22 protein-coding genes and 1 pseudogene are annotated in these 22,630 nt (G+C 73.4%); 12 read left to right on the forward strand and 11 right to left on the reverse strand.

Annotation, left to right across the window (positions count from 1 at the left end):
• The 3 genes and pseudogenes from ADL34_RS20845 to ADL34_RS20855 all read left to right on the forward strand — a co-directional run.
• Positions 1 to 222, forward strand: a pseudogene (locus ADL34_RS20845) (hypothetical protein); the annotation flags it as partial.
• Positions 223 to 239: 17 nt separating this feature from the next.
• Complete coding sequence (locus ADL34_RS20850) at positions 240 to 1,004, forward strand: DUF4239 domain-containing protein (protein WP_107115697.1); 765 nt, start codon at positions 240 to 242, stop codon at positions 1,002 to 1,004.
• A 225-nt stretch (positions 1,005 to 1,229) separates the two neighbouring features.
• Complete coding sequence (locus tag ADL34_RS20855; protein ID WP_062670940.1) at positions 1,230 to 1,742, forward strand: hypothetical protein; 513 nt, start codon at positions 1,230 to 1,232, stop codon at positions 1,740 to 1,742.
• Between the two features lie 101 nt (positions 1,743 to 1,843).
• Here ADL34_RS20855 and ADL34_RS20860 read toward each other — a convergent pair whose 3' ends face one another.
• Positions 1,844 to 2,332 carry a hypothetical protein gene (locus tag ADL34_RS20860; protein WP_062670942.1) on the reverse strand — a complete coding sequence of 163 codons (489 nt, stop codon included), beginning with the start codon at positions 2,330 to 2,332 and terminating at the stop codon, positions 1,844 to 1,846.
• 331 nt (positions 2,333 to 2,663) lie between these two features.
• Between ADL34_RS20860 and ADL34_RS20865 the strand changes: the two genes are divergently transcribed.
• A complete protein-coding gene (locus tag ADL34_RS20865; RefSeq protein WP_062670944.1) occupies positions 2,664 to 3,323 on the forward strand; it encodes a class F sortase in 660 nt (219 codons plus the stop codon).
• Between the two features lie 31 nt (positions 3,324 to 3,354).
• Here ADL34_RS20865 and ADL34_RS20870 read toward each other — a convergent pair whose 3' ends face one another.
• A complete protein-coding gene (locus ADL34_RS20870; protein WP_062670946.1) occupies positions 3,355 to 4,206 on the reverse strand; it encodes a polysaccharide deacetylase family protein in 852 nt (283 codons plus the stop codon).
• 375 nt (positions 4,207 to 4,581) lie between these two features.
• Here ADL34_RS20870 and ADL34_RS20875 point away from each other — a divergent pair, with 375 nt between their 5' ends.
• A complete protein-coding gene (locus ADL34_RS20875) occupies positions 4,582 to 5,043 on the forward strand; it encodes a universal stress protein (protein WP_062670948.1) in 462 nt (153 codons plus the stop codon).
• A 19-nt stretch (positions 5,044 to 5,062) separates the two neighbouring features.
• Here ADL34_RS20875 and ADL34_RS20880 read toward each other — a convergent pair whose 3' ends face one another.
• Positions 5,063 to 5,878 (reverse strand): alpha/beta fold hydrolase, encoded by an 816-nt coding sequence (locus ADL34_RS20880; protein ID WP_062670949.1) that lies wholly within the window; start codon positions 5,876 to 5,878, stop codon positions 5,063 to 5,065.
• Positions 5,879 to 5,935: 57 nt separating this feature from the next.
• On the opposite strand from ADL34_RS20880, the gene ADL34_RS20885 reads away from it, so the two are divergent.
• Positions 5,936 to 6,409 carry a MarR family winged helix-turn-helix transcriptional regulator gene (locus ADL34_RS20885; protein ID WP_062670951.1) on the forward strand — a complete coding sequence of 158 codons (474 nt, stop codon included), beginning with the start codon at positions 5,936 to 5,938 and terminating at the stop codon, positions 6,407 to 6,409.
• Between the two features lie 82 nt (positions 6,410 to 6,491).
• Here the strand turns inward: ADL34_RS20885 and ADL34_RS20890 are convergent, their stop codons facing one another.
• Positions 6,492 to 7,637, reverse strand: coding sequence for a CapA family protein (locus tag ADL34_RS20890; RefSeq protein ID WP_062670953.1), 1,146 nt, complete (start codon positions 7,635 to 7,637; stop codon positions 6,492 to 6,494).
• Positions 7,638 to 7,849: 212 nt separating this feature from the next.
• Here ADL34_RS20890 and ADL34_RS20895 point away from each other — a divergent pair, with 212 nt between their 5' ends.
• The 5 genes from ADL34_RS20895 (at position 7,850) to ADL34_RS20915 (ending at position 12,636) form a co-directional block, all read left to right on the forward strand.
• On the forward strand, positions 7,850 to 8,395 hold the full coding sequence (locus tag ADL34_RS20895; RefSeq protein WP_062670955.1) for a sigma-70 family RNA polymerase sigma factor: 546 nt from the start codon (positions 7,850 to 7,852) through the stop codon (positions 8,393 to 8,395).
• Positions 8,396 to 8,541: 146 nt separating this feature from the next.
• Positions 8,542 to 9,057: a hypothetical protein gene (locus tag ADL34_RS20900; RefSeq protein WP_062670956.1), complete on the forward strand. Its 516-nt coding sequence runs from the start codon at positions 8,542 to 8,544 to the stop codon at positions 9,055 to 9,057.
• Between the two features lie 151 nt (positions 9,058 to 9,208).
• Entirely contained in the window at positions 9,209 to 9,862 is a 654-nt protein-coding gene (locus tag ADL34_RS20905) for a zf-HC2 domain-containing protein (protein WP_062670958.1), read from the forward strand.
• Between the two features lie 192 nt (positions 9,863 to 10,054).
• A complete protein-coding gene (locus ADL34_RS20910) occupies positions 10,055 to 10,462 on the forward strand; it encodes a hypothetical protein (protein ID WP_062670960.1) in 408 nt (135 codons plus the stop codon).
• On the forward strand, positions 10,459 to 12,636 hold the full coding sequence (locus tag ADL34_RS20915) for a caspase, EACC1-associated type (RefSeq protein ID WP_062670962.1): 2,178 nt from the start codon (positions 10,459 to 10,461) through the stop codon (positions 12,634 to 12,636). Before ADL34_RS20910 ends, ADL34_RS20915 begins: the two co-directional genes overlap by 4 nt.
• Before the next feature lie 4 nt (positions 12,637 to 12,640).
• Here ADL34_RS20915 and ADL34_RS20920 read toward each other — a convergent pair whose 3' ends face one another.
• Positions 12,641 to 13,504, reverse strand: a complete 864-nt coding sequence (locus tag ADL34_RS20920; RefSeq protein WP_062670964.1) for an Fpg/Nei family DNA glycosylase — start codon at positions 13,502 to 13,504, stop codon at positions 12,641 to 12,643.
• A 34-nt stretch (positions 13,505 to 13,538) separates the two neighbouring features.
• The gene (locus ADL34_RS20925; protein WP_062670966.1) at positions 13,539 to 15,629 is read right to left on the reverse strand and encodes a SpoIIE family protein phosphatase; all 2,091 of its coding nucleotides are present in this window, start codon (positions 15,627 to 15,629) and stop codon (positions 13,539 to 13,541) included.
• A 166-nt stretch (positions 15,630 to 15,795) separates the two neighbouring features.
• On the opposite strand from ADL34_RS20925, the gene ADL34_RS20930 reads away from it, so the two are divergent.
• On the forward strand, positions 15,796 to 17,217 hold the full coding sequence (locus ADL34_RS20930) for a lipase maturation factor family protein (protein ID WP_062670968.1): 1,422 nt from the start codon (positions 15,796 to 15,798) through the stop codon (positions 17,215 to 17,217).
• Here the strand turns inward: ADL34_RS20930 and ADL34_RS37050 are convergent.
• The 5 genes from ADL34_RS37050 to ADL34_RS20950 all read right to left on the reverse strand — a co-directional run bounded on the left by ADL34_RS37050 (position 17,205) and on the right by ADL34_RS20950 (position 22,611).
• Positions 17,205 to 17,336, reverse strand: coding sequence for a hypothetical protein (locus ADL34_RS37050; protein WP_267891508.1), 132 nt, complete (start codon positions 17,334 to 17,336; stop codon positions 17,205 to 17,207). The genes ADL34_RS20930 and ADL34_RS37050 overlap by 13 nt on opposite strands.
• On the reverse strand, positions 17,333 to 17,647 hold the full coding sequence (locus ADL34_RS20935; RefSeq protein ID WP_062670970.1) for an L-rhamnose mutarotase: 315 nt from the start codon (positions 17,645 to 17,647) through the stop codon (positions 17,333 to 17,335). Before ADL34_RS20935 ends, ADL34_RS37050 begins: the two co-directional genes overlap by 4 nt.
• On the reverse strand, positions 17,644 to 18,615 hold the full coding sequence (locus tag ADL34_RS20940; protein ID WP_062670972.1) for an aldo/keto reductase: 972 nt from the start codon (positions 18,613 to 18,615) through the stop codon (positions 17,644 to 17,646). The genes ADL34_RS20935 and ADL34_RS20940 overlap by 4 nt, the downstream gene beginning before the upstream one ends.
• On the reverse strand, positions 18,612 to 19,367 hold the full coding sequence (locus ADL34_RS20945) for an SDR family NAD(P)-dependent oxidoreductase (RefSeq protein ID WP_062670974.1): 756 nt from the start codon (positions 19,365 to 19,367) through the stop codon (positions 18,612 to 18,614). Before ADL34_RS20945 ends, ADL34_RS20940 begins: the two co-directional genes overlap by 4 nt.
• Positions 19,368 to 19,602: 235 nt before the next feature.
• On the reverse strand, positions 19,603 to 22,611 hold the full coding sequence (locus ADL34_RS20950) for an alpha-mannosidase (protein WP_062670975.1): 3,009 nt from the start codon (positions 22,609 to 22,611) through the stop codon (positions 19,603 to 19,605).
• Positions 22,612 to 22,630 lie beyond the last annotated feature (19 nt).

Raw genomic sequence — 22,630 nt, forward strand, 5'->3', positions numbered from 1 at the left:
CCGCCGGTGCGCAAGGCGGCCCCTGTCCCGGCGCCCCCGCCCAAGCCCAAGCCGAAAACTCCGCCGCCCGCGCCCGAGCCCAGCCCGACCCGCGTCCACTACCCGCCGCACCGCGCCGCGCCGCAGCGGCAGGCGGCGAGCAGCGCCCCGTCACCCCTGATCTTCGTCCTGCTGATCGCGGTCCCCGCCATCGCGGCGGTCGCCGCCCTGCGCCCCCGCTGACCCCCTGGAGGATCCCCTTGCCGGAATGGCTTGTTCTCACCCTCGCGATGCTGGCCGCCTGCGGCGTGGTGGTGATCATCACCCTCGTGCGGCACAAGACCGCCCCCGAGGACGAGGACCCCTCCGAGACCCCGGACGTCATCGAGTACATGACGATGTGGATCGGCGTGGTGTACGCCATCGTCCTGGGTCTGGCCATCGCGGGCGTCTGGGAGGGCCGCAGCGCCGCCCAGGACCACGTGCAGGCGGAGGCCGTGGCGCTGCACGAGATCACCGAGCGCGTCCGCGTCTATCCACCCGAGGTGCGCGACCGCATTCGGGAGGATGTCAACGCCTATGTCGGACACGTCGTCACCACCGAGTGGAAGGCCATGGCGGACGACGGCGAGCTCACCGACCGCGGCACCGCGCTGTTCCAGCGTCTGCGGGAGGACGTCACCGACTACGAGCCGAGGTCGGACTTCGAGGCCCAGGCGTACCAGCCGCTCGTCGACCAGGTGACCGCGGCCGACCAGGCGCGGATCGCCCGCGGCGACTCCACCGGCGCGACCATGCCGGGCGTGGTGTGGTTCGGGCTGCTGGCCGGGGCGGTGATCACCATCGGCATGGTGTTCGCCCTGCAGATCCGGCGCACTCCCCGTGAGCTGATCCTCGCCGGGCTGTTCTCCGCGCTGATCGCGTTCCTGCTCTTTCTGATCTGGGACTTCGACTCCCCGTACAACCACGGGGCCGCCGACGCGGCGCAGCCGTTCCTCGACCTGTTCCCGGGCGCCAAGGGCTGACGCGCCCTCACTCCGCCGCAGCGCCGGGGGACGCACGCCGCCGCACCGGCCGCGTCGCCCGGCCGCAGCAACGCGTTCCCCCGAGCGGCCCTCACGGTTGCCCCATTCGTACGACAGCGATCGCGCAGGTGTGCGCACGTTCCTAGCGTTCCGGACATCGAGGTGCGTGTCCGGCGCAGACGGAGGAAGGTCCGTCGCCGCTCCTCGGGGACCGGGAGGAACACCATGCGAGCGATACGTGTCGCGTCGGCCGCGCTTCTGGGCTTCGGCGCCCTCGCCGCGACCGCGCCGGCCGCCCACGCGAGCGGCGACGACTCGGGCTTCTGGGCCAGGGTGGTGCCCTCCGTCGTGGAGCCCGGCGGACAGGTCAGGCTGCACGCCAACGGCTGCGAGCAGAGCGTGACCGTGGCGTCCGGGGTCTTCGACACGGTCGTGATCCCCCGGTGGCGGACCACGGCACGGGTCACCGTCGACCGGGACGCGAAGCGGGGCGCGGTGTACGAGGTGTCGTTCTACTGCGGCACGTTCTGGCAGAGCGCCGACCTCCGGATCGCCGGCGGCCGGCCCGATCCGGGGCACCGGCCCGGCCTCCCGGACAAGGGCGTCAAGGCGGGTGCGGGCGGGACGTTCGCCGGCTTCGACCTCAAGGAGATCGGTCTGGGCGCCGCCCTGGTCGCCGGCGCGATCGGCACCGCGTACCACCTCTCCCGGCGGCGCGCCGACGAGAGCGACGCCTGACTCCGCCCCTTCGCAGGCCACGGACCTTCGCCCCGGCCCCCCTCGTAGGGGCCGGGGCGAAGGTCCGTGGACGCGCATGCGTCGGCCGAAGGGGTGGCCGGTCAGATCTGCCTCTCCGCCCGGCGCCGCATCCAGAACACGCCGCCGCCCGCGAGGGCCGCCGCGATGAGGCCGCCGCCGATGGCCATGTCGGTCGGCGTCGCCCCCGTAGACGAGCTGCCGCCGAGGCCGCCGCGGACACCGCCGACGACGGTGAAGGCGGCGGGGTTCGTCAGGGTCCGGCCGCCGCAGTTGACGGTGATGCTGTGCGAGCCCGGGCGGGCCTTGTGGTCGACGGTCGCGGTGCCCCGGGCGGTGCTGCCGCCGGTCGGCGACAGTGTGGTGGGACGGAACGCGTCCGAGGTCGCGGTGCCGCCCGAGTGGCAGCCGTCGACGGTGATGGTGAGCTGTCCGCCGCGGGCGATGACGCTGGGCAGCGCCACGATGTTGCTGGGGCCGGGCATGCCGTCCCGCGCGACGGCCGCCGGGGCGGCGACGCCGAGAGCGGCAACCGCGGTGGCAGCGGCCGCCAGGGTACGTGTGGTACGCATGTGATCCTCCGCGGAAGACGCCCCGGGTCCCGTCCCCGGTCCGATCGGCGAGAAAGCGCCTCCCAGAAAGACCCTCAGATGCCCTGCCCGGGGCCGCATTTCGGCGCTGGTCCGTCCTGGTGAGGGGACACGCCGGGCGACCGCCCCGGGTGAACGATCACCGCAGGTCACGCACCGTCAGAATTTCTCGGGGGCCCGCACCTCGTATGGCGCACCGAAAATCGCCGCACCACCCGTTCGTATCCGCCCCGTCGCCGCCCGACCGCGGGGGACTTAGCGTTCCGGTATGCGCGAAAGACACGGCGACGGCCGGGTCGAGAGGGGTAGCCGAATGTCTGGGTCCGAGCTGGAGCAAGCGGAGGCGCGACGCAGGACGCGCGCTCCCTGGGGCGTCATAGCGCTGGTGCTGCTGACCGGTCTCGCGCTCATCCGCAACGGGTCCGGCGAGTTCGACGTCGGCCCGCCCCAGCCGGCGTCGGCGGCCGCGGCCGACAGCCATCTGCCCGGCCGGCTCGCGAAGTCCGTGCGGCCCCTGCCGTACGCCATGCCGAACCGGGTGCGGATCCCCGGCATCCAGGTGGACGCGCCGATCATCCCCGTCGGGCTGGACGCGGACGGCTGGGTCGCCGCGCCGCCGCCGGAGGACCCGAACCTCGCGGGGTGGTTCACCGGTTCGGTGACGCCGGGCGAGAAGGGCACCGCGGTCGTCGTCGGACACGTCGACAACACCCAGGGACCGGCGGTGTTCTACGGACTGGGGTCGCTGGAGAAGGGCAAGCGCGTCGAGATCGCCCGCGAGGACGGCAAGACGGCCGTCTTCCAGATCTACGGCATCGAGGTGTTCGAGAAGAACGACTTCCCCGGCGACCGGGTGTACGCCTCGAAGGGCACCGCCGAGCTGCGGGTCATCACCTGCGGCGGCGGCTTCACGAAGCAGAGCGGCTACGACGGGAACGTGGTCGTCTTCGCCGGCCTGGTCGAGGTCCGCTGAGGAACCCCGGCCGGCCGGAGGGCCCGCGGCGTCAGACGAGCCGCGGGTCGGGGACGGTCAGGTGGTAGCCGGCGTCCAGCAGCTCCGGCAGATAGGTCCGCAGGGCCGCGACGCTCTGCGAACGGTCGCCCCCGGCGTCGTGCGAGAGCACCACGACGCCGGGGGCGGCGCCGCCCCGCACCGCGTGGACGATCCTCCGGGTGCCCGGCGTGGTCCAGTCGAGGGTGTCCACGGTCCACGCCAGGGGCTCCATGCCCAGGTCGGCGCCGAGCTGGAAGGCGGTCCGGTTCCAGGCGCCGTAGGGGGCGCGGAACCAGGCGGGGCGCTCGCCGCAGGCGTCCTCGACGACGTCGCTGGTGCGTTCCATCTCCTCGCGCATCCGGCGGCGGCTGAGCCGGGTCAGCAGCGGGTGGGACCAGGTGTGGTTGCCGACGACATGGCCCTCGTCGGCCATGCGGGCCACGAGGTCCTTGTTGTAGTCGGCCATCTCGCCGCACACGAAGAACGTGGCGCGCACGTCGTAGGCGCGCAGGGTGTCCAGGACGTGCGGGGTGTAGCGGGGGTCGGGACCGTCGTCGAAGGTCAGCAGCATGGTGCGGCCGCGTCCCGGCATCCGCAGCAGGGGCGCGTGCCGCACGAGCGGCCGGTGGGGGGCCGCCCGGGGTGGGCCGTATCCGGTCAGGGGCCGCAGGCGGTAGGAGTTCGGTTTCTGGGCGGGACGGGCCGGGGGGCCCGCGGCCGGGGCGGCGGCCCGGACGGGTCCGTCGTCGCCCGCGACCGCCGCGAGGACCCCGGCGGTGCCGGCGGCCGAGACGGCGGCGGCTCCGGCGAACAGCAGACGGCGGCGGGTGAGCAGACGCGGGGGCAGCTGATCCTTCGTCATGACTCATGGGTCGCCCGGCCGCGGACCGGCGCACCAGTGCGGCACCGGGACGGCGGCATCGAAGCACCCGGGCGGCCGAGCCCGTGGCGCCCTCCCCCCCCCGGGCGGTCTCCACGGTGGCGGTCATGCTTCGGCTCCAGGGGGTCTCTTGTCGATCGGGCCGGGTCAGCTCCCGGTGTCTGGTGCCGTGCGTCGCAAGGCGGAGAGGGGAGTCGATGCGGCGCATCGGCGACCGACGACAACGCGGCGAGGCGCGGGTGCCAGGCGCCGGGAGCTGACCCGGCCTGATCGGCAAGACACCCCCTAGGGGGTCTCCTCGCCCGTCGAGCGGCCTGCCCGGCGGGCGGAGCAGGTGCTTCCGATAGCCTCCGTGCCGTGACGGAACAGGACGCGCAGCGGTTCGAGCGGGGTACCGACGGGCCCAAGGTCATCGTGGTCGGCGTGGACGGCTCGGACTCGTCGCTGCGCGCGACGGCCTACGCCGCGGGGCTGGCCCGCCGGCAGCGGGCGCTGCTCGCCCTCGTGTACGTGCAGCCGGTGGTGACGGCGGGGGTCGCGCTCGGGGCGCCGGTCGGGGAGACGACGGACGAGATCGCCGAGGAGCTGATCGCCTATCTCCGGGAGGGGACCGAGCGCGTGAAGGGGATATTCGATCTGCGCTGGGAGTTCCACACCTTCCGCGGCGACCCGTACGGCGGCCTGGTGAAGGCGGCGGACGAACTGAAGGCGGACGCGGTGGTGGTGGGCGCCTCGGAGCAGGCCGGGCACCGGATCGTCGGCTCGGTGGCGGTACGGCTGGTCAAGGCCGGGCGCTGGCCGGTGACCGTGGTGCCGTAGCCGCCGGGCCGGGACGCCGTCAGAGGGTGCGCAGGAAGTCGAGCACGATCGCGTTGAAGTCGTCCGGCTTCTCCATGTGGAGGTAGTGGCCGACGCCGTCGATGGTGGCGGTGCGGCCGTGCGGGACGGCTCGGGCGAGCCGTTCGGCGGCGTCGAGCATGTCGGCGGGCTCCAGGGAGCCGTTGAGGGCGAGGAGCGGGACGTCGAGCTGGGGCAGCCGGGCCCAGGAGCCGGTCACCGGTACGAGGTGGTCCTTCTCGTCCGGGGTGTGTTTGGAGATGGTGTGCAGGGCCATCTCGCGCAGGCGCCGGGCGATCTCCGGGTCGACGTCGGCGGCGTCGCGGTGCTCGCCGGGGATGACGCGCAGGAAGGCCCGCAGCCAGCCCTCGATGTCGCCGGCGCCGAGGGTGCGCGCGTACTCGGCCTGGATGCCCTTGGTCCACGGGTCGGTGTAGGTGAAGTCGCCGGTGGCGGCTCCGCAGGTGACCACGGCGCGGACGAGTTCCGGGTGTTCCAGGGCGGTGTCGGTGGCGACGACGCCGCCCATGGAGACGCCGACGAGGACGGCGGGGCCGGTGCCGAGGTGGCGCAGCAGGGCGGCGAGGTCGTCGGCCCAGCGGAACGGCTTCGTGGCGTTGGCGGAGAGGCCGTGGCCGCGTACGTCGGGGGCGATCACCCGGTGGTGGGCGGCGAGCGCCGGTATCTGGCCGGTGAAGGCGCGGTGGTCGACGTAGCCGGGGTGGACGAGGACCACGGGGTCGCCGGAGCCGGTGTCGAGGTAGGCGAGGTCGCCGTCGGCCGAGGCGAAGTAGCGGGGTTCCACAGCAGCTGTCATGACAACCAAGGTGTCATCTTCTCGCCGTTTTGACAACCGAGGTGTCATGATGGCCGGGTGAACGACACCGCGCAGCCCCTTCCCCCCGGCGAGCTGGCCCACCGGCTGACGGAGGTCTTCGACCTCGTGGGCCCGCTGTACCGGCTCACCCAGCACAGCGTCGAGCGGGGCGCGGCCGCCGAGGGCCTCACCGTGACGGTCCGGGCGGTCCTGGACCTGCTCCACCGGCGCGGGCCGCTGACCGTGCCGGCGATGGGCCGCACCCTGGCCGTGAGCCGCCAGTTCGTGCAGCGCACGGTGAACGAGGCCGCGGGGCAGGGACTGGTGGAGAGCATCCCGAACCCGGCCCACCAGCGGTCCCCCCTGATCCGGCTCACGGACCCGGGGCGGCGGGCGATCACAGCCGTGCTCGCGCGCGAGCACCGCGCGCTGCGCGGGACCGGCGGCGACCTGACGGACGCCGAGGTCTCGGCGTGCGTGCGGGTTCTCGGCGAGCTGGTACGGCTGATGGAACGCGCCGACGGCGACTGACCGCGGCGGGGGGCGTATTCCGGAAGTCCTCGGCCGGCTCGCGGCGCCCTCCGGGCGGACGGCGGCCCTCTCGGAACACGCCCTACTCCGCCATCCGCAGGCCGTCCTCCGCCCCGCCCCGGCTCAGGACGACGTCCCGGATGCGGTCGCGCACCCCCTTCAGGTCCGCGCCGCCGGCGATGGCCTGGTTGAGGTCGACGACCCGGCCCGCGTCCACGTCGAAGACCTGCGGCAGGAACTCGGCCTTCGTCACCTCCCAGCGTCCGCCCTTCTTCTCGGGCGGCACGAAGGTGAAGCGGCCGAGGGTCGACTCGTTGCCGCGCGGGTCCTGCACGCCCTGGTCGTTGTACATCGCGCCGGCGACCTGGTCGCCCATGCCGTAGACCACCCAGGTGCCGTTGACCTTCTCGTAGGCCTGCGGGACATGGGCGTGGGTGCCGAGGATCAGGTCGACGTCGGGGCGGTCGCCGGTGCGCGAGGCCGTGAGGTCGCGGGCCAGGGTCAGCTGCTCGTCGTCCGGGGCGTCCTGCCATTCGGTGCCCCAGTGCAGGGACACCACCACGACGTCGGCTCCGGCCTTCCGGGCGGCGCGCGCGTCCGCCACGATCTTCTCCTGGTCGATCAGGTTGACCGCCCAGGGCTGCCCGGCGGGCAGCGGGAGGTCGTTGACGCCGTAGGTGTACGCCAGATGCGCCACCGTGGCCGGGCCTGCCCTCAGCACGGTCGCGGTGCGCGACTCGCCCTCGGCCCGCGCGGTGCCGGCGTGCTTCACCTTCGCCCGGTCGAGGGCGTTCAGCGTGCGCAGGATGCCGGCCGCCCCGTCGTCGAGGCTGTGGTTGGAGGCCGTCGAGCAGCCGTCGTAGCCGGTGGCGGCGAGCCCCCGGGCGATCTCGGGCGGCGACTTGAACAGGGGGTAGCCGGTGTACTCGCCGTTCTCGCCGTAGACGGTCTCCATGTGACAGAGCGCCAGGTCGGCGGCGGAGACGACGGGCTTGACCCCGGCGAGCATCGGACGGAAGTCGTACCCCTTGCCCCCGGCGTCGAAGCGCGCGCGGTCGATGATGGACGTGTGCGGCAGCACGTCGCCGGTGGCGACGAGCGTGAAGCCGCGGGGACCGGCGGAAGGACCCGGCCGGCCCGCGACCTCGCGGTTGTGGGCCTGGCAGGCGGCGCCTGCGGCGAGGACGGCTGTGACAGCGATGGCCACAAGCCGACTGCGTGCGATCATCAGCTCACCCCTTGTGGTCGTATATACGCATCAAATAGGTACGAAGCGGGACACCATCGCAAACAATTCGGCCACTCCGATTAGCCCGTCCGCGCACCCGCCGCAGGCGGAAGGGACCGTTCACCGCACCGTTCGCCGACGCGATCGACCGTCCGCCGCAGGCCGTTGCGCGCGCCCTGTCCCCCGGTCCGGGCTTGCGCTGCGATACGGCCATGACGGCCGGAACCACCCTCACGAACAGGACGACCGCCGAGCACGAGCTCGCCGCACTGCAGCGGGAGCACGGCCGGCCCCTCTTCGCGCTCCTCCTCCGGCTCTGCGACGGAGACCGCCAGCGCGCCGAGGATCTGGTGCAGGAGACGCTGGTGCGCGCCTGGCAGCACCCCGAGGCCCTGCGCGCCGACGACTTCGACTCCGTCCGCCCCTGGCTGATGACCGTCGCCCGGCGGCTCGCCATCGACGCGCGGCGGGCCCGGCAGGCACGGCCGGCCGAGGTCGGTGACGCGGTACTGGAGAACGCCCGCGTCATGTCCGATCACGCCGAGCGGGCCGCCGAGGCGCTCGACGTGCGCGAGGCTGTGAAGACTCTCACTCCCGAGCACCGTGAAGTCCTGGTGCTGGTGTATTTCCAGGGGGCGAGTGTGGCGGAAGCGGCCCGGACCCTCGGGATCCCGCCCGGTACCGTGAAGTCGCGCGCCTACTACGCGCTCCGCGCCCTGCGCAGGGTGCTTCCGGGATACGCGCCCGACCTGCGGTGAAACCGACGGCCGAGTCAAACCTCCGTAAAGCGCCTTGCTGAACACCCCGGTTGAGTAATCGGCTGTCCCCATCCGTGTTCCGGATAGGGCGATTGCCCACGACCCCGGGGTGGGGCGACGCACCCACCGGAGGAAGGCAGGAAGGGATGCTGCACCCAGGTCAGGAGAGCACGGACGGCACAGGCGGCGGTGAACTCACCGTCCCCATGGCGTGGTTGTACGCCGAGTACATCGCCGACGAGCTGCTGCGCACCGGTGATCTGATGCCACCGACGTCCTTCGAGTTCCGCGCCGGCCGTGACGCGCTGGCGCTGACCATCTTCCTGTCCGACACCGACGGCGAGCTGTCCGGCATCCGGGTCGTCACCCAGCTGGAGACGTGGCTGTCCCTGACCGCCTATGACCAGCCGTGGCAGCACTGGGTGCGCGAGACGATGGCCTGCCTCGCGGCGCGGGCCGCCGCGGCGGGCGGGCCGGCCCCCGATCTGCGGCTCGCCGAGGCGGCCTGGCGCTGGCTTCAGGAGACCGAGCTGCTCGCCCCCGACCTGAACGCGGTGCCGGGGGGCGGTACGCCGGCCGGCGAGGACGAGGGACCCAAGGTCTGGACCCCCGCGTGGCAGCTCGGACTGCCCCTGGGACACCTGGCCATCCACCTTTTCTGAGAACTTCTCCCCCGGGACCAATCCTCGGCGCCGACCGCTCCGAATCCCTTGGTTGCGATTCTGTGTGTGGCTTGAGTGTTTCCGCCGTCCGGTGCGTACCAATGGGCGCACGGAGTAACACACCCCACACCCAACGGCACGAGGATTCGGCATGAGGTCCCTGGAGAGGCATCGCGACGTCGCCGCGTACGCGCTCGGCGTGCTCAGCGAGGCGGAGGCGTTCCGCTTCGAGGACCACCTCATGGAGTGCGCGCGGTGCAGCGCACACGTGACCGAGTTCGGGCCCGTCACCCGCCAGTTGTTGCTGTACCGGCGGTCCACGCCCCGCTTCGTGCACCCGATGGCCCAGCCGGGCCCTCAGATGCTGAACCGGCTGCTCGACGCGGTGGCGTCACGACACCGCGCCGGCCGTCGGCGCACCCTGTACGCCCTGGCCGCCTCGGTGGTGATCGCCCTCGTCGGCCCCGGCGTGGCGCTCATGGCGACCGGCGAGGAGCACACCCGCCAGGTCGTCGAGGCCACGGACGCGCGCTCGGGGGTGTGGGCGCAGGTCAGGACGGAGAACGAGGTCTACGGCACCCAGGTCGAGCTCAAGGTGAAGGACGGCGCGGGCCCCCGCACCTGCCATCTGATCGCCGTCGGCCGGGACGGCGCCGAGGAGACGGTGACCAGTTGGTCGGCCGCCCATCACGACGCCCGCGCGAACACCATGAAGGGCGCCTCGGCGATGCACACCGACGAGATCGCGCGCTACGAGGTGCGAACCTCGGACGGCGAGCACCTGGTGACGATCGAGCCCGGGTGACGTGACCGGCCCGGTGCGGCGACGTGGCGGACACGGGGCAGCACGGATGGCACGGAACGACACCGTTGAACCGTGAAGTTCCGTCAGCCCGGCGGCCGGTGCGTGCAGTTGCCCCACCCCTGTGAGCAGCGGAAACTGTAAGAAGGACGGGGAGCCACCGTTCGCAGTGATGACGGCGAAGGGGCTGATCCGGTGGAACGCACCCTGCGCATTCTCCTCAGCGACGAGGAAGCCGACCCCGACCGGGTGGCCGAGCTGACCGGCTATCTGCGCCAGGAACTGCTCCAGCTCGACGTGGACCGGGTGACGGCCGTCCCCGGGGAACCGGCACCGCCCGGCGCGCGGGCCGTGGACGCCGCCCAGCTCGGCGCCCTGCTGGTCACCCTCGGCACCTCCGTCACCGCGCTGAACCAGGTGGTCACCGTCCTGCGCGACTGGTTCGGCCGGGTCCGGCGCACCCGCCCGGACAGCCGCCCGGCGCTGCGGCTCGTCATGGACGACGACGTCCTGGAGATCTCGGAGGCGTCCGACGAGCAGGTGACCGAGGCGCTGCGGGTCTTCGTCCAGCGCCACGCCGCCCCGACGGAGGCCCGGCCATGACGGACACCCGGCACGCGCTGATCATCGCGAACGAACGGTACGACGACCGGGCGCTGAAGCAGCTCAAGGCGCCCGGGCACGACGCCGACGCGCTCGCGGAGGTGCTGGGCGACCCCCGGATCGGCGACTTCGACGTGGACGTGGTCAGCAACCAGCCTTCGTACGTCCTGCGCCGGCGCATCGAGCACTTCTTCTCCGACCGGCGCCGCGACGACACCCTCGTGGTGCACTTCTCCTGCCACGGCATCAAGAGCGAGTCCGGCGAGCTGTACTTCGCCGCCAGCGACACCGAACCGCTGCTGCTGGAGGCGACCGCGGTGCCGGCGCAGTTCGTGCGCCGCTGCATGTCCCGCAGCCGCGCGGGCCGGACCGTGCTGTTCCTCGACTGCTGCTACGGCGGGGCCTTCTCCCGGAGTTCGTCCGGGGTGCGGGCCACCGGTGACGTGAACGTCCTCGACTCCTTCGCCACGGACAAGCCGGCCGGCGGACGCGGCTGGGCCGTCATCACCGCGTCCAGCTCCATGGAGTACGCCGTCGAGGGCGGCGACCTCACCGAGGACACCGCGCCGCGCCCCTCCGTGTTCACCGGCGCCGTGGTGCGGGGCCTCGACACCGGCGAGGCGGACCTCGACGCGGACGGCGAGATCTCCCTGGACGACCTGTACGACTACGTCTACGACCGGGTGCGGGGGCAGAACCCCCATCAGACACCGGGCAAGACGGTGGAGATGCACGGCGAACTGCACCTGGCGCACAGCCGGCGCGGCCGCCGGGTCGAGATCGCGGCCGAGCCCATCCCCGAGTCCTGGCGGGCGGCACTGCGCAGCAAGAACCACTTCACCCGGATGGGAGCGGTCGCGGAACTGCGCTACCGGCTGGCGAGCGAGTCCCTGCCCGTGGCCGAGGGGGCGCGGCAGGCCCTCCTGGACGTCGCCGACAACGACATGCGCCAGATCGCGGACAACGCGCGCGCCCATCTGCGGGAGATACGGCTCCAGCCGTCACCGTCCCGGCTCGACTTCGGCCGGCTGCACCGGGACGCGCCCGAGCCGCACGGGACGGTGACGCTCGGCGGCCTGCCGCTCGCCCGGGCGTGCGTGCCCCGGCCGACCGAGCCCTGGCTGCGGGTCACGGAGGTGGCCGACGGCCTGGACGTCACCGTCGACCCGGCGGCCGAGGGCCGGCTGAGCGCGGACATCCTGCTGAAGGGTGTGGCCGACGAGGCCGTGATCCACGTGGAGGCCGAGAGGGAGCCGCAGGCGCGGTCCGCCGCGCGGAGCCCGGCCACCGGGCCGGAGCGGGAGACGCCCCTCCGCCCGGCGTCCGCACCCGCTCCCGGCACCGAGGACGCCCCCCGGCACCAGCACGCACGGGCCGACGGGGCCCCGGACCAGGCACGGCGGCATCCGGCCGAGGAACCGCGCCCCACCCCGGCGGGCGTCACCTCGGCGGAGGCGGGGACCCGGGACCGCTCGGCAGACGAGACACGGCTCGTCGCCACCCCGGACGCCCCGCCGCCGCACCCGGCCGAGACCCGTCCACGGTCCGACGACGAGACACGCGTCGCCGCCACACCGCAGGCCCCGCCTCAGCCGCCGGAGGGGACGCGGCCGGGCCCCTCCGACGACGCGGCCGGGGACGCGCGGCGCGGCCGTACCTCGCCGCCCGCGGGCGCGGGTGCCTCCGCCGCCGGTCGCGGCAACGCCGAGACCCGGGTCGTCCAGGGCGGCAGCCGGCCGGTATCCGCGCACGCGGCCGACCGGGCGTCCGGGGACGGGCCGGTGCGGTCCCGGTGGGCGCCCGTGGTCGCCGGCATCGCGCTGGCCTCGGCCGCGGCCTCGGCGGCCACGTTCGTGGCCGCCGTCGTGGCCGGCGTGCCGGCTGTGCGGGACTTCGCCGGCGCCGGCACCGGGGACTCCCGGACCCTCGGCTCCTTCGTCGACGGGACGGGCACGGTGCCGTTGCTCGTCGCCTCCGTCGTCACCGCGGTCGTCGCGCTCGTCCTCGGCGCGGTCGCGCGGCACGAGGTGCGGGCCCGTCCGGAGCGGTACACGCGCGCCTCGGCCACCTCCACGGCGGCCCTGACCACGCCTGCGCGCTATGTGGCGATCCCGGCGCTGTTCCTGGCCGTCCTCGCGTTCATCGCCTGGCTGGCCACGCGGGGCCTGACCTGAAGGGCTACTTCAGCAGCCGGGACAGCCGGCGGTCCGCCAGCGGTTTGCCGCCCGTCTGGCAGGTCGGGCAGTACTGGAGCGAGGAGTCGCTGAAGGAGACCTCGCGGATGGTGTCGCCGCACACCGGGCAGGGCTCGCCCGTGCGGCCGTGCACGCGCAGGCCGCTCTTCTTCTCGGCCTTCAGCCGCCCGGCCGCGATCCCGCGTGAGCGCTCGACCGCCTCGGTGAGCGTCGTCCGCAGCGCCTCGTACAGACGGGTGACGTCCTCGGGCGTCAGGGACGCCGCCAGCTTGAACGGCGACATCTTCGCCGCGTGCAGGATCTCGTCGCTGTAGGCGTTGCCGACCCCGGCGATCAGGCTCTGGTCGCGCAGGGCGCCCTTGATCTGGCGGCGTTCGTCCTTCAGCAGGGCGGCGAACCGCGCCTCGTCGAAGTCGTCGGCGAGCGGGTCGGGGCCGAGGCGGCCGACACCGGGCACCTCCTGCGGGTCGGCCACGACGTACACCGCGAGCCGCTTCTGGGTGCCCGCCTCCGTCAGGTCGAACCCGGCGCCGGTCTCCAGGGCCACCCGCAGCGCGAGGGGCCCCTTGCCGGGGCGGGGCAGGCCGCTCGGCAGTTCGTCCTTCCAGTGCAGCCAGCCCGCCCGCGCCAGGTGGGTGACGAGGTGGGGCCCGCCGTCCGTCTCCACGTCGAGGAACTTGCCGTAGCGGTGCACGGCGGCGACCCGGTGGCCCTCCAGCGCGCCGACGGGCGGGTCGTACGTCTTCAGGACACTGATCGCGACCGGCAGCACCCGGACGATCTCGTGGCCGACCAGGTGCTCGGTGAGGAAGTCCTTGAGCGCTTCCACCTCGGGGAGTTCCGGCATACGTCCAGAGTGCCATCCGCCGCCGACAACGCCATCAGGCCCGCTCCGGCACCACGAACTCGCACCACACGGCCTTGCCGCCGCCGCGCGCCTCCACGCCCCACACGTCGGTCAGCAGGTCGACCAGGAGCAGGCCCCGGCCGGACACCCCGGACTCCCCCGCCTCGCGGCGCCGCGGCAGCGCGCTGGAGGAGTCCTCCACCTCGACGCGCAGCCGGCGGTCGCTGCCGGCGAGGACCCGCAGGGTGACCACGGCGGCGCCCTCGGTGTGCATGAGGGCGTTGGTGATCAGTTCGTCGGCGACCAGTTCGATCTCGTCGGCGCGGTCGCCGGCGCTCCAGGCGCGCACGGCGGCGCGGATCATGTGCCGGGCGCCGGTCAGCGCCTCCGGGTCACCGGGGGCCACGTGCTGCTGGAGGCGGCCGCCGGCCTGCGGGGTGTCGAGGACGCGGCGGCGCAGCAGGAGCAGGGCCACGTCGTCGTCGCCGCCACGCTCCTCGGCGACGTCGATGAGCCGGTCCGCGAGCTCCCGTACGTCCTGGGGTCCGGCGCCGATGAGTCCGGTGAGGGTGCTCATGCCGTCGTCGAGGTCGGCGCCCGGCAGTTCGACCAGGCCGTCGGTGCACAGCAGGAGCGTGTGGTCGGCGTCGAGCTCCAGGGTGCCGACCGGGTACTCGAGGCTGCCGAACTCCGCGGACAGGCCGAGCGGCAGTCCGCCCTCGACGGCGACGCGGCGGCAGGCGCCGCCGGGCTCGCGCAGCAGCGGGTCGATGTGCCCGGCGCGTACGACCTGCACGACCCCGGTGGACAGGTCGGCCTCGGCGTAGAGGCAGGTCGCGAAGCGGTCGGTGTCGAGTTCGTGCAGGAAGACGGAGGCGCGGGCCATCACGGTGGCCGGGGTGTGGCCCTCGGCGGCGTAGGCGCGCAGCACGATGCGGAGCTGGCCCATGACGGCGGCGGCGTGCGTGTCGTGGCCCTGGACGTCGCCGATGACGGCGCCGACCCGGCCGCCGGGCAGCGGGATCAGGTCGTACCAGTCGCCGCCGATGTCCCGGCCGAGGGTGCCCGCGGCTCCGGCGGCGCGGTAGCGGACGGCGACCTCGGCGCCGGGCACGCTGGGGATGGTGCGCGGCAGCATGGCCTGCTGGAGGCCGGTGGCGAGGTCCTTCTCCTGCTCGTACAGCATGGCCCGCTGGAGGCTCTGCGCGATGCTGCTGCCGAGGGCGAGGAGGACGTTCCGGTCCTCGGCGGAGAACCCGCCCCGGTCGCTGTAGAGGAGGCCGATGGCGCCGATCGGGCGAGCCTGCGCGATCAACGGCATGTAGGCGGCGGCGGTGATGTGCAGGCCGGTGATGTGCGGCCAGAGGATCGGATAGCTCTCGGCGAACTCCTCCGGCGACTCGATGAAACGGGGGCCGAGGGTGCGGACGACCTCGCTCATCGGGTACGGCTCGTCGATCCGGGTGACCAGGGTGCCGGGGACGAAGCTGCCCGCGGGGCCCTCGGCGACGAGCCGGATACGGCTGCCGGCCTCGACGAGGCCCATGACGAGGCTCTTGGCGCCGAGGAGGGTGAGGCCCTGGACGTCCTTGAGGATGTCGATGACGTCCTGGACGGTGCGGGCGTGCGCGAGGGCGGCCGTGGTGAGCTGCACTACGTTGGTCTGCTGCCGGCGCGCCTCGTCCTCGGCGGTCTGTTCGAGCCGTTCCTCGTTCTCGGCGAGTTCGTCGGTGGCGTCGCGGACGATGCCGACGATGCGGCGCGGCTTGCCCGTCTCGTCCCGTCGGATGTAGCCCTGGGTGTGCGTCCAGCGCAGCTCGCCGGCGCGGGTGCGGATGCGGAAGTAGGCGCCGTAGTTCTCGCTGCCGTCCTTCAGGGCCTGGGAGACCGCCGAGTCGAGGCGGAAGGCCTCGGCCGGCGGGACGCGGCCGGAGAGGCTCTCGGGGCGGCCGTCGAACTCGTCGGGGCGCAGGTCGAAGACCTCGTGGGCCTGGGCGTCCATGTGGAACAGCCCGCTGTCCAGGTCCCAGTCGAAGCTGCCCATGCGGTTGAGCGCCAGGATCGGTTCCGGGTGGGTGGGCCAGTCGTCCGGGAGTGACAGGGCGCTCGCTCCCCGATCAACCATGGGCCCACCTTGCCAGTATTTGTCCGATTCTTCGACCGGGGCGGGCGGGTGGAGGCCGGTGCGACGCGCGATGGAGTGACAGGCGGGGCGGCGGGTGTGTCCGGGGCGCGACCATGGCAGGGCGAGAGCATGACGGGCGCGGGCGCCGGGAGAGGAGGGCACGGCCGTGGACTGGTTCGTCGCACCGGGGTACGAGACGAGCCGGCTGGTGTTCCAGCGGGCTCTGGCCGGTGTCTACCTGGTCGCGTTCCTGACGGCTGCCCTGCAGTTCCGGGCCCTGATGGGGTCACGCGGCCTGCTGCCCGTGCCGCGTTTCGTGGCGCGGGTGCCGTTCAGGGCCGCGCCGAGCCTGTTCCAACTGCACTACTCGGACCGTTTCTTCGCCGGCTGCGCCTGGTCGGGGTGCGCGGTGTCGGCGGCGCTGCTGGCCGGCGCGGACTCCCTGGTGCCGTTGTGGGCGGCCCTGCTGCTGTGGCTGGTGCCGTGGGCGCTGTATCTGTCGATCGTGAACGTCGGCCAGACCTGGTACTCCTTCGGCTGGGAGTCCCTGCTCCTGGAGGTCGGGTTCGCGGCGGTCTGGCTGGGCAACGACGAGGTGGCGCCGCCGGTCGTGGTGCTGTTCCTGCTGCGCTGGATCCTGTTCCGCGTGGAGTTCGGCGCCGGGCTGATCAAGATGCGCGGCGACGCCTGCTGGCGGAAGCTGACCTGTCTGGACCACCATCACGAGACGCAGCCGATGCCCGGGCCGCTGAGCTGGTTCTTCCACCATCTGCCGAAGCCGCTGCACCGGGTCGAGGTGGCCGCCAACCACGTCACCCAGCTGGTGGTGCCCTTCCTGCTCTTCGCCCCGCAGCCGGTCGCGACGGCCGCGGCGGCCCTGATGATCGCCACCCAGCTGTGGCTGGTGCTGTCCGGCAACTTCGCCTGGCTGAACTGGATCACCATCGTGCTGGCCCTGTCGGCGGTCGCCTTCCCCGCCGATCCGCCGGACCGGCCGGGCGCACCGCTGTGGTACGAGGTCACGGTTCTCGTGGTCGCCGTCGTCCTGGTCGGTCTCGGCTACCGCCCGGTCGCCAACATGATCTCCCGCCGCCAGGTCATGAACCGGTCCTTCGACCCGCTGCACCTGGTCAACACGTACGGCGCCTTCGGCAGCGTCAGCCGGGTCCGGTACGAGGTCGTGGTCGAGGGCACCACGGACAGCAGGCCCCGCGAGGACTCGGACTGGCGGGAGTACGAGTTCAAGGGCAAGCCCGGTGATCCCCGGCGCTGGCCCCGCCAGTTCGCCCCCTACCATCTGCGGCTGGACTGGCTGATGTGGTTCGCCGCGCTGTCGCCGTCGTACGCCGGGGCGTGGTTCGGGACGCTGATGGAGCGGCTCCTGGAGAACGACCGCGCCACGCTGAGACTGCTGCGGCGCTCGCCGTTCCCGGCGGACGAGCCGCCGCGCTTCGTGCGGGCCCGTCTCTTCCGCTACCGGTACACGACGTGGCGGGAGCTGCGGGAGACGGGCGCGTGCTGGGAGCGGACGTATGTGCGCGAGTACCTGCCGCCCACCCGGCTCGCGGGCGGTTCTCAGAGCCCGTAGACGCGGACGGCCGTCTCCTCGAAGATCCAGCGGGCCTGGTCGGCCGCGGTGACCATGCCGGAGCTCCTGGCGCGGGCGTGCAGGTCCCGGGCGTGGTGGTGGGCGTCCACGACCGTCACGGCAGCTCCCACACCACCGGGAGTCCGGCGCCGGCGCCGTCGCGGGAGTAGTCGTGCACGACGTCGAGGAGCTGGGCCATGCGGGCCTGCCAGGCCACGTTGACGGGCAGTTCCTCCAGTTCGGCGAGGAGACGGCCGTAGTCCTCGCACTCCAGGAGGTGGAAGAGGTCCGGTCCGCTGCGCCAGATGGTCCAGGAGGTCGCCCCGGCCGCGCGGATGGCGTCGGTGAGTTCCTTCGGGACGTCCCGGTGGGCGGCTTCGTACGCGTCGACGCGGTCGGCGCGGACCCTGGTGTGCAGGGCGACTCTCATGGCGATGCCTCCTCGGACAGCAGACCGGACGCGAGCAGTTCCTGCCAGAAGCCCGTCGGCACGGGCGTCGCGAACTGCTCGGCGCAGTCCGTGACTTCGGCGGCGGACCGGGCGCCCACGAGGACGCCGGCGACGGCCGGGTGGGCGGCGCAGAAGGCCAGGGCGGCGGCCCGCACGGTGATGCCGTGGCGTCCGGCGAGTTCCTTGATCCTCAGTGCCCGTTCCACCAGGGGCGGCGGCGCCTGGGCGTAGTCGTAGGTCCCGCCGGGCCGCGGGTCGGCCAGCAGGCCGGAGTTGAAGGCGCCGCCGACGACGACGGACGTGCGGCACTCGACGGCCAGGGGCAGCAGGTCGTCCAGGGCGCTCTGGTCCAGGAGCGTGTAGCGGCCGGCGCACAGGACCACGTCGACGTCGGTGTCCATGACGAAGCGGGTCAGCATGGCGGTCTGGTTCATCCCGGCGCCGATGGCGCCCACGACGCCCTGGGAGCGCAGTTCCTCCAGCGCCGGATAGCCCTCGCGGAAGGCCTGTTCGCCATGGTCGTCGGGGTCGTGGAGGTAGACGACGTCGACCCGGTCGAGGCCGAGCCGCTCCAGGCTCGCCTCCAGGGTGCGGCGTACGCCGTCCGCGCTGAAGTCCCACACGCGGCGCCGGTCGGCGGGGACGGCGAACCCGTCGGCGAGGTCGTCGCCGGTGGCGCCGGGCACCGGCTCCAGCCGGCGGCCGACCTTGGTGGAGATCGTGTACGCGTCCCGCGGGTACTGCCGCAGGGCGGCGCCGAGCCGGCGTTCGGACAGACCGAGCCCGTAGTGCGGGGCGGTGTCGAAGTAGCGGATGCCCGCCTCCCAGGCGGCCTCCACCGCCCGATGCGCCTGCTCGTCGCCGACCTCGCGGTAGAGGTTGCCGATGGCGGCCCCGCCGAAGCCGAGGGGGCTGATCCGGACGCCGGTGCGGCCGAGCCGGTTCACCGGGCGGCCTGGCGGAGGCGCAGTCCCTGCATGCCGCCGTCCACGGCGAGGGCGGTCCCGGTGGCGGCGCCGGACAGCGGGCTCGCGAGGTACGCGATGGCACCGGCGACCTCGGCTGCGGAGACGAGCCGTCCGGTGGGCTGACGGGCCTCCAGCGCGGCGCGCTCGGCGGCCGGGTCGGGTGCGGCGCCGAGCAGCCGCCCGACCCACGGGGTGTCCACGGTGCCGGGGTTGACGCAGTTCACGCGGATGCCGTCGCGGACGTGGTCGGCGGCCATGGCGAGGGTGAGCGCGTGCACGGCCCCCTTGGACGCGCTGTACAGGGCGCGCTGCGGGAGCCCGGCGGTGGCCGCGATGGAGCAGGTGTTGACGATCGCCGCGTGCGCGGAGACGCGCAGGTACGGGAGCGCGGCGCGGGCCACGCGGACCATGCCGACGACGTTGACGTCCAGGACCCGGTGCCACTCGGTGTCGTCGTTGTCCTCGACGGTGCCCTGGGCGCCGACGCCCGCGTTGTTGACCAGCACGTCGAGTCCGCCGAGCGCGGCGACGGCGTCCGCGACGGCCGTGCGCACCGAGGCGTCGTCGGTGACGTCGGCGCGGTACGCGAGCAGGGGCTCGTCGACGGCGGACGGGTCGAGGTCGAGGACGGCGACGCGGGCGCCGCGTTCGGCGAGGAGGTCCGCGGTGGCCCGGCCGATGCCGGAGGCGCCTCCCGTCACCAGCGCCGTGAGTCCTTCGAAGTCGCTCATGCCGCGTGCCCCTTCCGTGCGTCTGGAGGTCGGCGGCCCGGAAGGCGCTGGCCGGGTACGAGTACCGCGCCGCGGACTCGGGCCGCAAGGCCGGGGAGAACGCAGGCGCGGTGACCTTCCTTCTGATGCGAACTGAGGGCGTGCCGAGTCGGACACGTGCCGAGCCGGACACGTGCCGAGCCCGAGGCGTTCGGACGGTGGGGCGGGCGCCCGGTCGCGCCCGCCCCCGTCCGTCTCAGCCCCGCCGCAGCCGCAGCGTCACCAGCTCGAACGGCCGCAGCCGCAGCGCGACCTCCCGGCCGGTGTGCTCCGGTGTCTCGGGCAGAGGGCGTTCCAGCAGGTCGGTCGCCGTCACGTCCGCCACCTCGAAGCCGGCCGTCAGCGTGGCCCGGACCCGGCCGCCGTGCGCCTCGTGCAGACGGACCACCACGTCCCCGCTGCCGTCGTCCGCCAGCTTCACGGCCGTGACGACCACGGCGTCCCGGTCGACGGTCACCAGCGGGGCCACCTCGCGGGCGCCGGCCAGCCGCCGCTCGGGCAGGTTGATCCGCCAGCCCTCCCGCACCGCGTCCCCGATCCCCGCTCCCGGCACCAGCGCGTGCCGGAAGCGGTGCACGCCCTGGTCGGTCTCCGGGTCCGGGAAGCGCGGGGCGCGCAGCAGCGAGACGCGGACCGTGGTGGTCGTGCCCAGGTCGCCGTCGGTGCGGACCGTCCGGGTCACGTCGTGGCCGTACGTAGAGTCGTTGACGACGGCGGCGCCCCAGCCGGGCTCCTCCACGTGCACGAACCGGTGGTTGCACGCCTCGAACTTGGCCGCCTCCCAGCTGGTGTTGGTGTGGGTGGGCCGGTGGAAGTGCCCGAACTGCGTCTCGGACGCGTAGCGTTCGGCGTGCACGTCGAGCGGGAACGCCAGCTTCAGGAACTTCTCCGTCTCGTGCCAGTCGACCTCGGTGTCGAACAGCACGCGCCGCTCCCCCGGGGCCAGCGACAGGCGCTGGGTGACGCGGGAGTCGCCGAAGGACCGCACGATCCGCACCTCGCCGTCGCCGGCAGTGATCTCGTCCACGTCGGTGAGATCGGTGACGGTGTGCCGGTAGAACGCGTCGACGTCCCAGGCGTCCCACATGTTCGGGAAGTCCGGGTGGAGCTGGAGGAGACCGGCGGCCCCGCCGGGCGCGACCGTCTCCCGGTCCGCCTCGACGTCGTACGCGGACACGACGAGTCCGCGCGCGTCGATCTCCACGCGCAGCAGGCCGTTGTCGAGGACGTACCCGCCGTCCGGGCGGGGCGTGAGGGCCGTGCGGTCCTCGGACACCGGCGGGCGCGCGCCGCCCGCCGGCACCCCGGCGCGGGGGTGCGGGGCGGCGTTGAAGACGAGCTCGGTCGTCCCCTCCCCCGCGAGGGCCCGCTGGGCGGCGTCGACGATCGCCTCCAGGTCACCGGCCAGCCGCGCGTAGGTGGCGCGGGCCTCGCGGTGCACCCAGGCGATGGAGGAGCCGGGCAGGATGTCGTGGAACTGGTGCAGCAGCACCGTCTTCCAGATCCGGTCCAGCTCCTCGTACGGGTAGGGGAAGCCGGTGCGCACCGCGGCCGTCGCCGCCCACAGCTCCGCCTCGCGCAGCAGGTGCTCGCTGCGCCGGTTGCCCTGCTTGGTCCCCGCCTGGCTGGTGAGGGTGGCCCGGTGCAGCTCCAGGTACAGCTCGCCGACCCAGACCGGGGCGTCCGGGTACTCGGCCTCGGCCTTGCGGAAGAAGGCGTCCGGGGTCTCCCAGACGACGGTCGCCGAGCCCTCCAGGTCGCGCATCCGGGCCGCCTTGGCGATCATCTCGCGGGTCGTGCCGCCGCCTCCGTCTCCCCAGCCGGTCGGGGCCAGCGAGCGCCGGGCGCGCCCCTTGTCCTTGAAGTTGCGGGCGGCGTGGGCGATCTCGGCGCCCTTCATCGAGCAGTTGTAGGTGTCGACGGGCGGGAAGTGGGTGAAGATCCGGGTGCCGTCGATGCCCTCCCACCAGAACGTGTGGTGGGGGAACTTGTTGGTCTGGCTCCAGGAGATCTTCTGCGTCAGCAGCCACTTGGAGCCGGCCGCCTTGATGATCTGCGGCAGCCCGGCGGCGAAGCCGAAGGTGTCGGGCAGCCACGCCTCGTCGTTCTCGATGCCGAACTCGTCGAGGAAGAACCGCTTGCCGTGCACGAACTGCCGGGCCATCGCCTCCGAGCCGGGCATGTTGGTGTCGGACTCCACCCACATCCCGCCCGCGGGGACGAACCGCCCCTCGGCGACCGCCTTCTTCACCCGCGCCCACACCTCGGGCCGGTGCTCCTTCACCCATGCCCACTGCTGCGCCTGGGACATGGCGAAGACGAAGTCGGGTTCGTCCTCGACGAGGGCGGTCATGTTGGAGGTGGTGCGGGCCACCTTGCGCACGGTCTCGCGCAGCGGCCACAGCCACGCCGAGTCGATGTGCGCGTGCCCGACGGCGCTGACGCGGTGCGCGGACGGCACGGCGGGCGCGGCGAGCACGTCGGTGAGGCGGGCCCGGGCCGCGGCCGCGGTGCCGTTGACGTCCTGGAGGTCGAGGGCGTCCAGGGCCCGTTCCACCGCCCGCAGGAGGTCCCAGCGCCGGGCCGACTCGACCGGCAGCTCGGCCATCAGCTCGCCGAGCACCTCCAGGTCGACGACCAGCTGCCAGACCTCCTCGTCGAAGACGGCGAGGTCCATCCGGGCCAGGGTGTACTGCGGCTCGCTGCCCGCGGTCTCCTTGTCGCCCAACCGGGTGGGCAGGAAGGGGTGGTAGTCGAGGATGACGGGGTTGGAGGCCGCCTCGATGTGCAGCCGCACCTCCTCGCCGCCCTCGGCGGGCGCGGCGACGCGCACCCACTGGTTGCGGGGGTTGAGTCCCTTCACCGGGGTGCCGTCGGGCCGGTACACCAGGCCCTCGCACTGGAAGCCGGGCATGTTCTCGTCGAAGCCGAGGTCGAGCAGCGCCTCGACGGTCCGCCCGGCCCACGCCTCGGGGACGGTCCCGCTGACCCGGAACCAGCTGGTTCCCCACGGGGCGCCCCAGCGGGCGCCGACCTGGATCGGCTCGGGTATGGCGGCGAGCCCTTCGGCGACCGGTACCGGCTCGTCCGGCGCGTGCCACACGGCCACGTCGAGGGGCACCGACTCCGGGTACACGGCGGGGCGGACGCGTTCGTCGAGGACGCGCTTCAGGCGGGCTTCGACCAGGGTGCGGTCGTCATGCATGCGGGATGCTCCATCGGTA

It is taken from the genome of Streptomyces sp. NRRL WC-3605, assembly GCF_001509795.1.
Lineage (GTDB): Bacteria > Actinomycetota > Actinomycetes > Streptomycetales > Streptomycetaceae > Streptomyces > Streptomyces viridochromogenes.